Source organism: Rhodococcus sp. UFZ-B548 (assembly GCF_903819475.1).
In the GTDB taxonomy this organism is placed as follows: domain Bacteria; phylum Actinomycetota; class Actinomycetes; order Mycobacteriales; family Mycobacteriaceae; genus Rhodococcus_F; species Rhodococcus_F erythropolis.
This window is the reverse complement of record NZ_CAIJDS010000030.1, coordinates 1-12988: the sequence shown is the minus strand read 5'-3', so window position 1 is coordinate 12988 and position 12988 is coordinate 1. Positions and strand designations below refer to the sequence as shown.

The 12988-nt window shown below is 64.5% G+C and carries 13 protein-coding genes; 12 read left to right on the top strand and 1 reads right to left on the bottom strand.

Annotation, left to right across the window (positions count from 1 at the left end):
• Nucleotides 1–42 precede the first annotated feature (42 nt).
• The 6 genes from rpoZ to H7C86_RS22875 all read left to right on the top strand — a co-directional run bounded on the left by rpoZ (nucleotide 43) and on the right by H7C86_RS22875 (nucleotide 7057).
• The gene (gene rpoZ, locus H7C86_RS22900; RefSeq protein WP_003944996.1) at nucleotides 43–342 is read left to right on the top strand and encodes a DNA-directed RNA polymerase subunit omega; all 300 of its coding nucleotides are present in this window, start codon (nucleotides 43–45) and stop codon (nucleotides 340–342) included.
• Nucleotides 339–1637 carry a bifunctional phosphopantothenoylcysteine decarboxylase/phosphopantothenate--cysteine ligase CoaBC gene (coaBC, locus tag H7C86_RS22895; RefSeq protein WP_020969581.1) on the top strand — a complete coding sequence of 433 codons (1299 nt, stop codon included), beginning with the start codon at nucleotides 339–341 and terminating at the stop codon, nucleotides 1635–1637. The genes rpoZ and coaBC overlap by 4 nt, the downstream gene beginning before the upstream one ends.
• Before the next feature lie 188 nt (nucleotides 1638–1825).
• Entirely contained in the window at nucleotides 1826–3040 is a 1215-nt protein-coding gene (metK, locus tag H7C86_RS22890) for a methionine adenosyltransferase (RefSeq protein ID WP_003944827.1), read from the top strand.
• A gap of 25 nt (nucleotides 3041–3065) precedes the next feature.
• Nucleotides 3066–5084 (top strand): primosomal protein N', encoded by a 2019-nt coding sequence (locus H7C86_RS22885; protein WP_019748377.1) that lies wholly within the window; start codon nucleotides 3066–3068, stop codon nucleotides 5082–5084.
• Between the two features lie 190 nt (nucleotides 5085–5274).
• Nucleotides 5275–5943, top strand: a complete 669-nt coding sequence (locus H7C86_RS37350) for a PadR family transcriptional regulator (RefSeq protein WP_370627685.1) — start codon at nucleotides 5275–5277, stop codon at nucleotides 5941–5943.
• Nucleotides 5944–6037: 94 nt separating this feature from the next.
• Nucleotides 6038–7057 (top strand): triacylglycerol lipase, encoded by a 1020-nt coding sequence (locus H7C86_RS22875; RefSeq protein WP_019748380.1) that lies wholly within the window; start codon nucleotides 6038–6040, stop codon nucleotides 7055–7057.
• A gap of 57 nt (nucleotides 7058–7114) precedes the next feature.
• On the opposite strand, the gene H7C86_RS22870 is transcribed toward H7C86_RS22875, so the two are convergent.
• Nucleotides 7115–7321 carry a hypothetical protein gene (locus H7C86_RS22870; protein ID WP_003944900.1) on the bottom strand — a complete coding sequence of 69 codons (207 nt, stop codon included), beginning with the start codon at nucleotides 7319–7321 and terminating at the stop codon, nucleotides 7115–7117.
• 288 nt (nucleotides 7322–7609) lie between these two features.
• Between H7C86_RS22870 and fmt the strand changes: the two genes are divergently transcribed.
• From fmt to H7C86_RS22840, 6 genes are all read left to right on the top strand, one after another.
• A complete protein-coding gene (fmt, locus tag H7C86_RS22865) occupies nucleotides 7610–8533 on the top strand; it encodes a methionyl-tRNA formyltransferase (RefSeq protein WP_182262291.1) in 924 nt (307 codons plus the stop codon).
• The gene (locus H7C86_RS22860) at nucleotides 8530–9978 is read left to right on the top strand and encodes an RsmB/NOP family class I SAM-dependent RNA methyltransferase (RefSeq protein ID WP_019748382.1); all 1449 of its coding nucleotides are present in this window, start codon (nucleotides 8530–8532) and stop codon (nucleotides 9976–9978) included. The genes fmt and H7C86_RS22860 overlap by 4 nt, the downstream gene beginning before the upstream one ends.
• Nucleotides 9979–10018: 40 nt before the next feature.
• Nucleotides 10019–10366, top strand: coding sequence for an MmcQ/YjbR family DNA-binding protein (locus H7C86_RS22855; protein WP_019748383.1), 348 nt, complete (start codon nucleotides 10019–10021; stop codon nucleotides 10364–10366).
• A gap of 98 nt (nucleotides 10367–10464) precedes the next feature.
• On the top strand, nucleotides 10465–11148 hold the full coding sequence (gene rpe, locus H7C86_RS22850; protein WP_019748384.1) for a ribulose-phosphate 3-epimerase: 684 nt from the start codon (nucleotides 10465–10467) through the stop codon (nucleotides 11146–11148).
• An 8-nt stretch (nucleotides 11149–11156) separates the two neighbouring features.
• A complete protein-coding gene (gene ribD, locus H7C86_RS22845) occupies nucleotides 11157–12209 on the top strand; it encodes a bifunctional diaminohydroxyphosphoribosylaminopyrimidine deaminase/5-amino-6-(5-phosphoribosylamino)uracil reductase RibD (protein WP_019748385.1) in 1053 nt (350 codons plus the stop codon).
• 5 nt (nucleotides 12210–12214) lie between these two features.
• Complete coding sequence (locus H7C86_RS22840; RefSeq protein WP_003944892.1) at nucleotides 12215–12823, top strand: riboflavin synthase; 609 nt, start codon at nucleotides 12215–12217, stop codon at nucleotides 12821–12823.
• Nucleotides 12824–12988: the final 165 nt, after the last annotated feature.

Below are 12988 nucleotides of genomic sequence, written 5' to 3'. Positions count from 1 at the left end.
AAACTAGTTCTTCAATGAAGATCTAATTCAGGAGACACAAGAGTGAGCAGCACTTCAGCCGCGTCCGCAGCAGGTCAGGGCGCTCTGCCTGCCTACGACACCCCGCTCGGCATCACCAACCCGCCGATCGACGAGTTGCTCGAACGCACCTCTTCCAAGTACGCCCTGGTCATCTACTCGGCCAAGCGTGCGCGCCAGATCAACGACTACTACAACCAGCTCGGTGACGGCATCCTCGAATACGTCGGACCTCTGGTCGAGCCCGGTCTGCAGGAAAAGCCGCTGTCCATCGCGTTGCGTGAAATCCACGCTGATCTCCTCGAGCACACCGAAGGCGAGTGAGCACCACGTCTGCCGCACCCGAACCTCGTTCGGGTGTCGGGGGAGTGTCCGACGCGCCCACATCGATACGTAAGCGCATTGTCGTCGGTGTCGGTGGGGGTATCGCCGCGTACAAAGCGTGCTCGATCATCCGCAGCTTCACCGAGAGCGGTCATCACGTCCGCGTGATTCCGACCGAATCCGCTCTGGAGTTCGTCGGCCGCGCCACGTTCGAAGCACTCTCCGGCAACCCGGTTCACACCGGCGTCTTCAACGACGTCCCGCAGGTTCCGCATGTCCGCCTCGGACAGGAAGCCGATCTCGTTGTCATCGCGCCGGCAACCGCTGATCTGATGGCGCGAGCTGTCATGGGCCGCGCAGACGACCTGTTGACAGCCACCTTGTTGACCGCACGCTGTCCGGTCGTCTTCGCCCCCGCAATGCACACCGAGATGTGGGAGCACCCCGCAACGGTGTCCAACGTGGCGACACTGCGCTCGCGCGGCGTCCACGTGATCGAACCTGCCTCCGGGCGTTTGACCGGAAAAGACACCGGGGCCGGTCGACTTCCCGAACCCGACGAGATCGTCGGGTTGGCATCGTTGCTCCTCGAGCGCTCGGACGCGTTGCCGCGCGACCTGGAAGGTCGCCGCATTCTGGTCACCGCCGGCGGTACTCGCGAGCCGCTCGATCCGGTGCGCTTTCTCGGTAATCGCAGCTCCGGCAAACAGGGCTACGCGCTCGCCCGTCTGGCCGCCCAACGCGGCGCTCACGTCACGCTGATCGCCGGTTACACGGCCGATCTTGCCGACCCCGCCGCTGTCGACGTCGTGCACATCAAGACGGCCGAAGATCTCCGGTTGGCAGTGGAGAAGCACGCACCGGGACACGACGGAGTCGTCATGGCTGCAGCTGTCGCGGACTTCCGCCCCACCACCGTCGAAGGCAGCAAGATCAAGAAGGGCGCAAACGAACCCGACTCGATCAGCCTCACCAGAAACGCCGACATCCTCGCCGGTCTCGTCGAAGCGCGTCGTGACGGCGATCTGGACGCTCGAACGGTGATCGTCGGATTCGCCGCAGAGACCGGTGACGCCCATGGTGACGTTCTCAGTTACGCCCGCTCCAAGCTTGCCCGCAAAGGTTGCGACCTCCTCGTGGTCAATGCGGTCGGCGAGGGCAAGGCGTTCGAGGTCGATCACAACGACGGTTGGCTGCTCGGTTCCGACGGCTCGGAGTCCGCGCTCGAGCACGGATCCAAGGCTTTGATGGCCAGTCGAGTACTCGACGCCCTGGTCAAGCTCTTCCCCGAGTAGCGACACGCGCCCGGTGGTGAGAGTTACCCCACGATAATCGGGTGAGCACAAGGGTGTTGCGCAGGCGGTCCAACCGTTATCGTCGGCTCAGCCCCCAGCTAACAAAGCATGACAAAACGGTCACCGAACGGTGATTCGGATACTTCAATAAGCTGTAGTCAAGAACTCAGTCGTCGAGAGGGAGATCTGTGAGCAAGTCCGGCAGTCGGCTATTCACCAGCGAGTCCGTCACCGAGGGGCACCCGGACAAGATCTGTGACGCGATCAGCGACTCGATCCTCGACGCGCTGCTCACCCAGGACCCGCGCGCCCGCGTGGCCGTCGAAACTCTGGTCACCACCGGCCAGGTTCACGTAGCCGGCGAGGTCACGACCACTGCGTACGCAGACATTCCGAAGATCGTGCGCGACACGGTCCTCGAGATCGGCTACGACAGCTCGGCAAAGGGCTTCGACGGTAACTCCTGTGGCGTCAACGTCGCGATCGGCGCTCAGTCGCCCGAGATCGCGCAGGGTGTCGATCACTCGCACGAGGCTCGCGTCGACGGAATCAGCGACGACGAGATCGACCGTCAGGGTGCGGGCGACCAGGGCCTGATGTTCGGCTACGCCACCACCGACACGCCGGAACTGATGCCGCTGCCCATCGCGTTGGCTCATCGTCTCTCTCGCCGGTTGACCGAGGTCCGTAAGTCCGGCGTGCTGCCGTACCTGCGCCCGGACGGCAAGACCCAGGTCACCATCGAGTACGACGGTGACAAGGCTGTCCGTCTCGACACCGTGGTCATCTCCACCCAGCATGCCGCTGACATCGACCTCGACAACCTGTTGACGCCCGATCTTCGCGAGAAGGTGCTTCACTCGGTGCTGACCGACGTGAACCTCACCGATCTCGACACCTCCGATGTTCGTCTGCTGGTGAACCCGACGGGCAAGTTCGTCCTCGGTGGCCCGATGGGTGACGCCGGTTTGACCGGCCGCAAGATCATCGTCGACACCTACGGCGGAATGGCTCGCCACGGCGGCGGCGCGTTCTCCGGCAAGGACCCGTCAAAGGTCGACCGAAGCGCTGCCTACGCCATGCGTTGGGTGGCCAAGAACGCTGTTGCCGCAGGTCTGGCCGACCGCATCGAGGTTCAGGTCGCCTACGCCATCGGCAAGGCAGCTCCGGTCGGACTCTTCGTCGAAACCTTCGGCACCGAGAAGACCGATCCGGCACGGATCCAGAAGGCGATCACCGAGATCTTCGACCTGCGTCCGGGAGCGATCATCCGCGACCTCGACCTGCTGCGTCCGATCTACGCGCAGACGGCGGCATACGGTCACTTCGGTCGCACCGACATCGACCTCCCGTGGGAGAGCACCGATCGTGCCGACAAGCTGCGTAGCGCAGCTGGTCTCTGATCACTGACGTACAGACGGGGCGCGGGTGGGCGCGGAAAGAGTAGCGGCAGAAGTCGATCCGGTCGCCCGGGTGCTGCCGATGCTCCCGCTCGCTCACCTCGACCGTGAATTCGACTACCTCGTTCCTCGTGAACTCGAAGCGGATGCGCAGCCCGGAGTCCGGGTGCGCATCCGCTTCGCTGGTCGTCTGGTGGACGGTTTCATCGTCTCGCGCGAGGCCACCAGTGACCATCAGGGGAAGTTCGGCTGGCTCGAACGCGTCATCTCGTCCGAGCGGGTCCTGACGGCCGAAATCGCGCAAGTCGTCGATCGTGTGGCGGAGCGTTATGCCGGAACCCGCGCCGATGTTCTCCGTTTGGCGGTACCGCCGCGCCACGCGAAGGTCGAGGCGGAACCGTGGGAGCCCGCCGAGCCGCCGTCCGCTCCTGAACCGATCGAAAATGGTTGGCATCTCTACAGATTCGGTGACGCCTTTCTGTCCGCGATTCGCGAGTCGAAAAGCCCGCGTGCGGTCTGGCAGGCGTTGCCTGGTGAAAACTGGCCACTGCGCCTGGCCGAATTGGCCGGGGCTGTAGCGGCAAGTGGTAAATCCGCGATTCTGGTTGTGCCCGATCAACGCGACCTGGACCGCGTCGTCGCCGCATGTACCGAACTCTCCGGAGCGGATGCAGTGGTGGGTCTGTCCGCAGGCCTGGGGCCGGCCATGCGATACCGAAGGTGGCTCGCTGCACTGCGCGGGACCGCCCGGATCGTCGTCGGCACGCGGAGTGCTGTTTTTGCGCCGACGCCCGAGACCGGTCTTGTCGTCGTCTGGGACGACGGCGACGACAACTTGTCCGAGCCGCGGTCGCCGTATCCACATGCCCGCGAAGTTGCCGTCCTGCGTGGCTACGTCGCCGGGTGCGCCGTCGTGATCGGTGGGTTCTCCCGTACGGCAGAATCGCAGGTACTCGTCGACTCGGGATGGGCGCACGATCTGGTCGCTACGCGGGACGTCGTTCGTGCTCACGCACCCAAGATCACCGCGCTTGCCGACAGCGATCAAGCCTTGGCTCGCGATCCGGGAGCCAGAGCGGCTCGTTTGCCCGCTATTGCATTCGCGGCCGCCCGGCGCGCTCTGGGTGAGGGCAACGGAGTCCTGGTGCAGGTGCCTCGGCGGGGGTACGTACCGACCCTGGCCTGTGGAAAGTGCCGTGCCCCGGCACGGTGCCGTCGGTGCAACGGCCCACTGGCTCTTCCCGCTGCGGCAGGTCCCGACGGCGCCGGGACACCGGCGTGCCGCTGGTGCGGGGTTGCCGATGCCGCCTACCGATGTCACGCGTGCGGGGCGAAAGCGTTGCGCGCGGTGGTGGTCGGTGCCGGCCGGACCGCCGAAGAACTCGGGCGGGCGTTTCCCGGTGTGAAAGTTGTTCTGTCCGGGGGCGGTGATGTGGTCAAGGAACTGCCACACGGGCCCGCGTTGGTGGTCTCGACAGTGGGTGCGGAGCCGGTGATGACCGGCGGCTACGGCGCCGCGCTCTTGCTCGACGGTTGGGCACTGCTCGGCCGGCCCGATCTGCGCGCCGCCGAGGAAACACTCAGACGCTGGATGTCGGCTGCTGCCATGGTGATTCCGCTGTCCGAAGGCGGTGAAGTTGTGGTTGTCGCAGACTCGGGTATCCCGACGGTGCAGGCGTTGGTCCGATGGGATCCGGTGGGGCACGCACAGTCTCAATTCGAGGAACGGGACGAGGTCGGCTTTCCTCCGGCCGTTCACATGGCTGCGATCGACGGTGGATCCGCAGCGATTGCGGAGTTGGTGGACTCAGCTGATCTGCCGGCAAGTGCTGTACTACTCGGACCAGTGGAATTGCCTGCGGGGGAGAGGCTTCCGTATTCCGGTGAGGACGAGAGCGGTGTCGCGCCGGAGCGAATGCTGGTCCGCGTTCCACGCAAGGACGGTCGCGGCCTTGCGGACGCTCTGGCACATGCGAGGGCCGCGCGCAGTGCGCGGAAGTCATCGGGTCCGGTCCGCATTCAGATCGACCCACGCCGCATCGGCTGATTTTCGAGTTCTCCAAGGCCTGGTTGTGTGCAGCGAAAATGTTGCGCAACCCGATATGGCGATATATCGTCGAACTATCAACGATAGTGATGGAGGTTCGACGATGGATGCAAGTTTCCCGAACGAGGGGATGTTCGGCCGACGCGGTTTCTTCGGCGGTTTCGGCCGTGAGCAACGGCCACCATTTGTGATGTGGGTGCCGACGGACGACGGCGCGCCGGGCGATGGTCCCGGCGATCGAGACGGTGGACGACGCGGTCGACCGCACGAGCGGCCGGGCTTCGGTGACATGCCACGCAGAGGCCATCGGCGGGGGCGTTTCGGTCCAGACGGCGGACCCGGCCCCGGCTTCGGTCCGGGCGCTCAGTTCGGTCGCGGGCGAGGACGTGGCGGACGAGGTCGTCGTGGAGATGTGCGCGCTGCGATTCTGTTGTTGATCGCGGAAGAGCCGATGCACGGCTACGAATTGATTCAGCAGATCGTCGAGCGCAGCGGCGGCGTCTGGAAGCCGAGTCCGGGTTCCATTTATCCCGCGCTGTCCCAACTCGAGGACGAGGGACTGGTCATCATCGAAAAGGTTGCCGGCCGCAAGACCGCCAAGCTGACCGAGGAAGGCGTCGCATACGTCGAGGAGCATCGCGCCGATCTCGGGGCACCGTGGGATGACGTTCGTCTCAGCGTAGGGGAGCCGGAGCAGGACCTTCGTGAACTGATCGGCCAGCTGATGGGCGCGGCCGGCCAAGTGGCTGCTGTAGGCACACCAGCGCAGGTCAAGGCCGCAGCCGACGTGCTTGTCGAGGCGCGCAAGTCGCTCTACCGAGTGCTTGCCGGTGATGACGCCGATGAAGGCGGCAATTGAGACGTCGGATACCTACTGTTCGGTAGGGTATGCGCCCCGAAGTTTCTGGTGTTACGGTCAGCTCCCTCGTAGGATCAGAGCAGGAGCAGGAACAATGGCTGGCGTCAAACGGTCTGTGGGACTGACATTTTCGGTAGCAGTGGCGCTGCTGATCGGAGCACCGCCGGCGATATCGGCTGCCGCACCGACGCTCCCGTCTGCGAGTGCCGACGCGATGGACGTTCCTCTCGACATCGGTCCGGGTCAGGCGACTCGTTCCGTTGCCACGGCATATGCGCATGCTCATCCAGGATCCGCGCCTGCCGGGTCGAACGATTTCGGCTGTGAGCCTTCCGCCACGCATCCCCGACCGGTTGTACTCGCCCACGGAACCGACACCGAGGCGTACGCGGATTGGGCGGCCCTGTCGCCGGCACTGGCAGCTGACGGCTACTGCGTCTTCGCCCTCAATTACGGCGGTGCGATCGAAGACGAAGACGGGGACGTCGCACACGAGACTTACGGCGTCGGCGACATAGTCGGTAGTGCGACCGCATTCGGTTCTTTCGTCGATCAGGTGCTGACCGCGACCGGAGCGGACAAGGTCGACGTGATCGGCTACTCCCAAGGCGCGACGGTGACGCGGTACTACGTCAACAAAATGGGCGGCGACGCCTACGTCGATCATTGGGTCGGCTTGGCTTCGCCGACCTACGGCGGGGTGATGTTCGGGTTGGTTCCCATCGTCCGTGCGATCCCCGGCGGAGAAGACTTTGTCGAAGATGTCTTTTCGCGAGCTGTCCGCGAGCAGATGCAGGGGTCGGATACGTTGAACGCCCTCAACGACGGCGGCGACACCGTACCCGGAGTGCGCTACACGACTATCGGGTCCACTGTCGACGAGATGATCCAGCCGTCCTCGAACATCGCGCTCCGCGACGCCGGTGCAGAAAACATCGTCCTCCAGGATCTGTGCCCGTCGAACCTGACCGGCCACTTCCGCATGCCGTACGACCCCTACGTGATCGACGTCATCCGGACGGTCCTCGACCCCGATGCCGAGCGGCACGCTTCGTGCAGCGCGGTGCCGCTCGGCACGGATATTCCGCAAGTGGTCATCGATGCAAATTCGTGAGCTGCAAATTCGTGAGCTGCTAACTCGTGAGCACCGAGATCACGTGGGTCGGGATGTTTACTCGGCGAGCTTGGCAGTGGCCTGCGCCCACAGGAAGAACTTGTTCGTTCCGAGGTCGCGGACGGTCTTGATGTTGAACGCTGCCTTCAAATGTTCTGCGTCCGAATCGCTTACGCCGTTGAGTGCCGCGACCGGGGCGTCCGCCAATTCTTCGACGGACTTTCCTGCGTAGGCCTTGTCGAACTTACTGTCGATGCCTGCCATCTAAGTTCCTCCGTGTGATCGGTGTATCCCGTATCAGCCTCCGCCGAGTGGCGACGACAGAGACAGTCAATACCGAGGACCGGTGAATCTGCAGGGTTCTGATCAAAGAAATTGCTGAGAAAGTGGTTCGGTGTGGCGCGAGGTAGGTCGTAGCTCCCGCAGTCCTTAGACTGACAGTTCCACCCACCGACACATCCGGGAGCATTTTCGTGAGTTGCAGTCCACCGCGTTCGACAGGCCGATCGGCTGATCAGAGTCCGAAGAGCCCAACGAAACGGGAGAGCTGACATGCGCGTCGTGTTCGCCGGAACGCCCGAACCCGCGGTTCCTTCGCTGCGGCGTCTCATCGAGTCCGCCAACCACGAAGTGGTAGCCGTCGTCACGCGTCCGGACGCTGTGGCGGGCCGCGGTCGCAAAGTCACCCGCTCGCCGATCGGTCTGCTTGCCGACGAGCACGGCATCCCGGTCCTGACCCCGGTCAAGGCGTCCGATCCCGACTTCGCAGCCGAACTCGCCCGCCTGGAACCGGACTGCGCACCCGTCGTCGCCTACGGAAACCTGTTGCCGCAGAACGTCCTCGACATTCCGAAATACGGTTGGGTCAATCTGCATTTCTCGCTGCTTCCGGCGTGGCGCGGCGCCGCGCCGGTGCAGGCTGCGATCAGTGCCGGTGACGAGGTGACGGGCGCCAGTGCGTTCCGTTTGGAAGCCGGCATGGATACCGGCCCCGTGTACGGAGTGATGACCGAGCGGATTCGCGACACCGATACGGCAGGCGACCTGCTCGGGCGTCTGGTGGAAAACGGCGCTGCCCTGCTCGAATCGGTACTCGACGGCCTGGAGGCCGGAGAGATCAACGCGGTTCCGCAGTCTGCCGACGGCGTCTCGTACGCCCCCAAGGTGACTGTGGACGCGGCCCGCGTGCGGTGGGAATTGCCCGCTCGCACGGTGGACCGGCACATCCGAGCAGTCACACCCGCGCCTGGGGCATGGACGATGATCGGTGATCTTCGAGTCAAGGTCGGCCCGGTCACCGTTACGGACGAGACCCTGGCAGTCGGTGAGATCTCGGTACGCAAGGATGGTCTGTACATCGGTACCGCGACCACCGCGGTACGACTCGGGCAGATTCAGCCCCCGGGCAAGAAATTGATGTCGGCAGGGGACTGGGCACGCGGTGCCCGACTCGACGCGGAGGTACGAGCACAGTGACCGAATCACGACGACCGGCACGGCGGACACAGGGTCCCGGAGCCAAGAATGCAACCGGCGGCAAGAACACCAAGCCGAAGCAGGCCAAGCGGCCGGATCCGGCAACCGCCGGGCTCGATCAGCCGCGACTGGCTGCGCGCGACGTCCTGCGCGCGGTCCGTGAACGTGACGCATACGCGAACCTGGTTCTGCCAGGGCTCCTGCGCGACCGCAAACTCGACGCACGCGATGCGGCGCTGGCAACCGAACTCGCGTACGGCGCGGCACGTGCTCAGGGCCTCCTGGATGCGGTGATCGCCCACGCAGCGGGTCGGCCGATCGAAGAGATCGACGGAACCCTGCTCGATGTTCTTCGACTCGGCTCGTACCAACTGCTGCGTACTCGTGTCGCACCGCACGCTGCTGTTGCCACCTCGGTCGACCTCGTCCGCGCCGAAAACGGCCAGGGCCGAGCAGGATTCGTCAACGCGGTCCTGCGCCGTGTCTCCGAACGCACCCAGGACGAGTGGGTCGAGCTGCTAGCCCCGAAGGACCCGGTCGGCCGACTCGCCTTCGAGCACGCGCATCCCCTGTGGATCGCGCAGGTATTTGCCGACTCGCTCGGCGCCGCAGCCGGAGAGCTCGAAGACGTTCTGATCGCCGACGACGCCCGCCCCGCCGTGCACCTCGTCGCCCGCCCCGGTGAGATCTCCGCCGAGGAGCTCGCACTGGTGACCGGCGGCGAGATCGGGCCGTACTCGCCGTACGCCGTGCATCTCGACGGCGGTGACCCCGGACAACTCGAGGCGGTCCGCCAAGGCCTGGCGGGAGTGCAGGACGAGGGCAGTCAGCTGGTTGCCCGCGCCCTCAGCATTGCTCCTCTCGAAGGTGAAGACTCCGGACGCTGGCTCGACCTCTGTGCAGGTCCAGGAGGAAAAGCGGCACTTCTCGGTGCTCTTGCCGGCATCGAAGGTGGTCGACTCGACGCCGTCGAGCCGGTCGAACACCGTGCCGAGTTGATTCGCAAGACCACTCGCGAGCTTCCCGTGGACGTACACGTGGCGGACGGCCGCGAATCCGGGCTCGAACCCGGATACGACCGCATCCTCGTCGACGCTCCCTGCACCGGGTTGGGTGCGCTGCGTCGGCGCCCGGAGGCACGTTGGCGTCGCCAGCCGTCCGATGTGGCTCCGCTCGTGAAGTTGCAGCGTGAATTGCTTGCTGCCGCAATCGAACTGGTTCGCCCCGGCGGAGTGGTGCTGTACTCCACGTGCTCGCCGCACTTGTCGGAAACGCTGGCAGTGGTCGCCGATGCGGTGCGGCGTCATGGCGTCGTGGAACTCGACACCAAGGAATTGGTGCCAGGTGTCCCGGACGTCGGCGACGGATCGTCGGTTCAGTTGTGGCCGCATCGACACGGCACGGACGCTATGTTCATGGCCGCTTTGCGCAAGCCGCTGGCCTGATCGGATGACTTCTGGGCATCGGTAGTCGTATGGTGCCTACATGGTTACGTGGGAACAGGTTGTAGTACTGGGTTCGGCTCTTCCCTCCGTGGAAGAGTCGACCTCGTACAACACCCCGGCACTCAAGGTGGCAGGTAAAACTTTTGCGCGGCTCCGCACCGAAGCGGAGGGCGCTTTGGTCGTGATGTGCGGTCTGGACGAGAAGGAGGCGCTACTCGCCAGTGGCGAGGCGGCTTTCTTCACCACAGATCACTATCACGGGCACGGATCGATCCTCGTGCACCTCGAACTGATCGACGAGGTGCAGTTGGGCGAGATGCTCGAAGATGCGTGGCGGATCAAGGCGCCCGCCAAGGTGCGAAAGCTCCGCACCGTCGTCAAGAACTGATCGGATTTCACCGGCTCCGATGTGCATGCACGGTCGGCGATGAAGCACAGCCGATGTGCATGCACGGTCGGCGATGAGTCACAGCTAAACTCGGCGGCGTGGCTTCCCCGATGATTGCACCGTCCATTTTGTCCGCAGATTTTGCTCGACTCGCCGATGAAGCGACTGCCGTGTCCGGCTCCGACTGGCTTCACGTCGACGTGATGGACGCGCATTTTGTTCCCAATCTCACGCTGGGTCTGCCGGTGGTCGAGAGTCTGCTGAAGGCGACGGACATTCCTCTCGACTGCCATCTCATGATCGAGAATCCGGAGCGCTGGGCGCCGCCGTACGCCGAGGCCGGTGCGTACAACGTCACGTTCCACGCCGAGGCCACCGACGACCCGCGTTCGGTTGCCCGCGATATTCGTGCAGCTGGTGCCAAGGCGGGGCTGAGCATCAAGCCTGGAACCCCGATCGACGACTACCTGGAAATCCTCAAGGACTTCGACACCCTCTTGATCATGAGCGTCGAACCCGGATTCGGTGGTCAGTCCTTCATGCCTCAGGTGCTCGACAAGGCACGCGCAGTTCGCAAGCTCGTCGACTCGGGTGAGCTGACGCTCCTCGTCGAAATCGACGGCGGCATCAACGCTTCCACGATCGAGCAGGCCGCTGAAGCAGGGATCGACTGCTTCGTCGCCGGTTCGGCGGTGTACGGAGCGAGTGATCCCGGTGAGGCGGTGCGCAAGCTCCGCGCGCAGGCCGCCTCGGCGTCGCCGCACCTGACGCTGTCGGTCTGAGCCGCTCGATGGCAAAGGGTGGACAGGCGTCGACGGCTGATCTTGACGCCGCGATGCAGATCGCGCTGGCCGCAGCGGATTCTGCGCGCGGATTCACCAGCCCCAACCCGCCGGTCGGCGCTGTCATCCTCGCCGCCGACGGCACCATCGCTGGCGTCGGTATGACGCAACCGCCCGGTGGACCGCACGCGGAGGTCGTGGCTCTCGACGAGGCCGGCGATGCAGCGCGTGGCGGTACGGCCGTGGTGACACTGGAACCGTGCAATCACCAGGGGCGAACCGGGCCCTGCTCGCAGGCATTGATCGATGCCGGAGTCTCGGCGGTCGTCTACGCAGTCGGTGATCCCAATCCCGAGGCTTCCGGCGGCGCAGCGACGCTCATGCGCGCTGGAATCAGCGTCACGGCCGGACTCCGGGCACCCGAGGTGGAAGCTGGTCCACTGCGAGCCTGGCTGCACAAACAGCGCACCGGTCGCCCGCACATCACGTGGAAGTACGCGGCCAGTCTGGACGGACGTAGCGCCGCCGAGGACGGAACGAGTCAGTGGATCACCGGTCCGCAGGCGAGGGCGCGCGTGCATGCTCAGCGGGCGCAGATCGATGCGATCGTGGTCGGCACCGGCACCGTGTTCGCCGACGATCCGTGGCTGACGGCGCGTCAGCCCACCGGTGAGCTCGCGGCGCATCAGCCCGTACGCGTCGTCGTCGGAAAGCGTGAAATACCTTCGACGGCAAGCGTTCTCGATGACACCGCACCGACTTTGGTGCTCAACACCGACAATATCGACGAAGTAGTCGAGGCGTTGGGGGAGTACACAGACGTACTTCTCGAGGGTGGGCCCCGTCTGGCCGGAGCATTCCTCGCCGCCGGATATGTCGACGTCATCGAGGCGTACATCGCTCCGATACTGCTCGGCGCGGGCGCTTCCGCGCTCGTCGATGCCGGAGTGCACACCATCACCGACGCCCACCGATTCCGTTTGGAGTCCGCGGTAACGATCGGCCCCGATATTTTGTTGAGTCTGGTTCCGGAGAGTTCTGCTCCGGGGAACGAGGAGTAGGGCGCGTGTTCACAGGAATTGTGGAAGAACTCGGCGAAATTGTCGCCAAGGAAGAACTGGTCGATGCTGCACGCTTCACGGTGCGCGGGCCACTGGTCACCTCCGACGCCGGTCACGGCGATTCGATCGCGGTCAACGGCGTGTGCCTGACGGTCGTCGATGTGCTTGCCGACGGTTCGTTCACCGCAGACGTCATGCAGGAAACGCTGAACCGCTCGAGCCTGGCGAAGTTGGATGTCGGCTCTCGCGTCAACCTCGAGCGCGCCGCGGCGCTGAACAGTCGACTCGGCGGCCACTTGGTTCAAGGGCACGTCGACGGAACTGGCCACGTCATTTCCCGCTCGCCTTCCGAGAACTGGGAGGTAGTGCGGATCGCACTGCCGGACTCCATTTCCCGATACGTGGTGGAGAAGGGTTCGATCACTGTCGACGGAGTCTCGCTGACGGTCTCCGCGCTGGGTGGCGACCGCGGGTTCGAGTACTTCGAGATCTCGCTGATCCCGACAACGCTCGAGTTGACGACGCTCGGAACCGCTGTGGTCGGTACGCCGGTCAACCTCGAGGTGGACGTGATCGCCAAGTACGTCGAGCGGCTTCACTCTGCCGGTCGGTAGGACCAGGCTGATCGGACCCGTCCGATTGGTCGTAGGGTTGTCAGTGCATCCGTCGGATGCACTTGTTGTATTCGATGATGTTAAAAGTCAAGACTTTGGAGTGCGAGCACGTGACCAGGTTCGACAGTATCGAGCGCGCAGTAGCAGATATCGCTGCAGGTAAAG